This is a genomic window from Okeania sp. SIO2B9, assembly GCF_010672505.1.
Taxonomy (GTDB): domain Bacteria; phylum Cyanobacteriota; class Cyanobacteriia; order Cyanobacteriales; family Microcoleaceae; genus Okeania; species Okeania hirsuta.
On the sequence record NZ_JAAHGK010001346.1, the window covers coordinates 1 to 2008 of the forward strand.

Genomic DNA, 2008 nt, shown 5'->3' on the forward strand with positions numbered 1-2008 from the left:
GACAGGGAGGTAAACTACTATTCCGTGCCAAAGTTAGTCCTATCAATTAAATCAAACAACAGAAAAGCTTATATGGTAATTACTTTTGAGTTACTTATCAATATACTTGGACTTAATCTCAGTAATGAGGTATACTAGGCTAGGTTTGTTAATAGTTAGAGTCATAGCTTCTAGAAAATATGAGTACTGTGGTTAAGTATATTCAACCTAATGGCATTTTAGACGGCACTAAGGCTACTGAATTTCGCCAAGAAATTAGTGAGCAAGTTGAAGCTGGAGCAGATATTATTTTGATAGATTTTAAAGATGTAACTTTTATGGATAGCTCTGGCTTAGGTGCTTTAGTTTTAGCGCTCAAAACTGTTAGAGCTGCTGGAAGTCAATTAGTTGTATGTTCTATTAATGAACAAGTTAGAATTCTGTTTGAGTTAACAAGTATGGATCGAGTTTTTGATATATTTCCTAACCGAGAAGAATTTGATAAAGCCTCTATTGAACCTAATACAAATCTTCAGGCCCAAAGCAAAAACTAAAATTTTTAATTTTAGAGTTAGTATCTTAAGATTTTGGATTCAAGTATTTTAAGTGGTAGATTAAATCTTCTTCCATAGGTTCCTGATTAATTTAAAATTTCTTTCAAATATTTTCTAGATCCAACTAGATCCAAAGGGGTGTATCTAATAAAAATGATGAGGAAGAAGTTTCTGGTTTCAAATAAAATCTAGAATTTTTTACTAAAGAAAATTAAATCTAAATTTTGCAACAAAGCTTCAGCTTATCTGAAGTCTAATGACAAGTTAAATATAGATTAAAGTCAAAATCAGTTGGTCTTAATCAGGACAGATTTAGGTATATATTAAGTTAGCTAGACTTAGTTTTTTTGTGGTAAACCTTTTTCCTGTAATAGATTAAGATTTTTTTTTGCTTAATCCCTGTTTCTCAGATAGAAGTGTTACGATTATTTGGCTTTATTGATAAAGTTTAATAGTTTGAGAAGATGATAAAAAACTCCATAATTTACTGAATAATTAAGGTTTAAAGCAGAAGGAAGAAGGCTTTAGTTATCTAGGAAAGAAGGAAAAATATTGTGTTGTCTGAGTTTTAAGCTTTTGATATGTCCGCGCCCTTTCCTTCGACTACTATAGCAGGGAACAGGGAACAGGGAACAGGGAACAGTGGTAATTTCTGTCTCAGGTTCATCATCAATCTCTGTCCTAACCAACTCTTTCCTTGCTATATAAAGCCTCTTCTTTGAAGAAGAAATAAATCAAAAAAATCCTGTTTGCCAATCCTATTCGTTTTCAGGAGAGGTAATTATTAATTGTTAATTGTTAATTATTGAATATCGGGTTCGGAAAAGATTGAAAATAAATATCTCATTAAGCTTCTTTGATAAACCGAATTATTTCCTGCACATGATTAAGAAATTTCCCATCTGTTGAAAGTCTCGATATTGCTTTTTCAAAATCTCTAGCTAACTGATGATGTTCTGCTTGGTTTGTATTTCTTAAATCTTCTATTGTCACTGCTAAACGACTGAATTCTTTTCTTGTTATTTCGGAGTGTTGCTGTTGTTTCGATCTAAAAGATTCTGGATTTTCAATACTTAGTTGTGTTCCTAGATATTCAACAGTTTTTTCGATATTTACAAAGCGATTTCTAAGTTCAATAATATCTGCACGAGGATGCAATAATTCTCGACGAATCATCGATAATCGTACCACTAAATATTGATATAAACGTATAGCAGGACGTAAAACAGTTAACAATAAAGCTGCGCCAGAACTCACATCGCTTTACGATATCGCCAATACCATATCCGTATAATTCTCCTCCTAACAAATCGTAGTAGCTAAACATAAATGATCGCAGTGCCGGAACAAAGCCCAAAGAGGTACTGGCTCCAAAACCAATGGCTCCGGCATCCTCGTCAAAAGTGAAGCGTTCGCTCACACCCTGGAAGTGGGTATGGATATTTCCAATAAAACACCCCAGGCTAAACATCAGC

2 protein-coding genes are annotated in these 2008 nt (G+C 33.3%); one reads left to right on the forward strand and one right to left on the reverse strand.

The annotated features are described in order from the left end of the window. Positions 1–179 precede the first annotated feature (179 nt). A complete protein-coding gene (locus F6K13_RS30575) occupies positions 180–533 on the forward strand; it encodes an STAS domain-containing protein (RefSeq protein WP_124145448.1) in 354 nt (117 codons plus the stop codon). 846 nt (positions 534–1379) lie between these two features. On the opposite strand, the gene F6K13_RS30580 is transcribed toward F6K13_RS30575, so the two are convergent. Continuing rightward, complete coding sequence (locus F6K13_RS30580; protein WP_287289485.1) at positions 1380–1790, reverse strand: hypothetical protein; 411 nt, start codon at positions 1788–1790, stop codon at positions 1380–1382. Between the last annotated feature and the right edge of the window lie 218 nt (positions 1791–2008).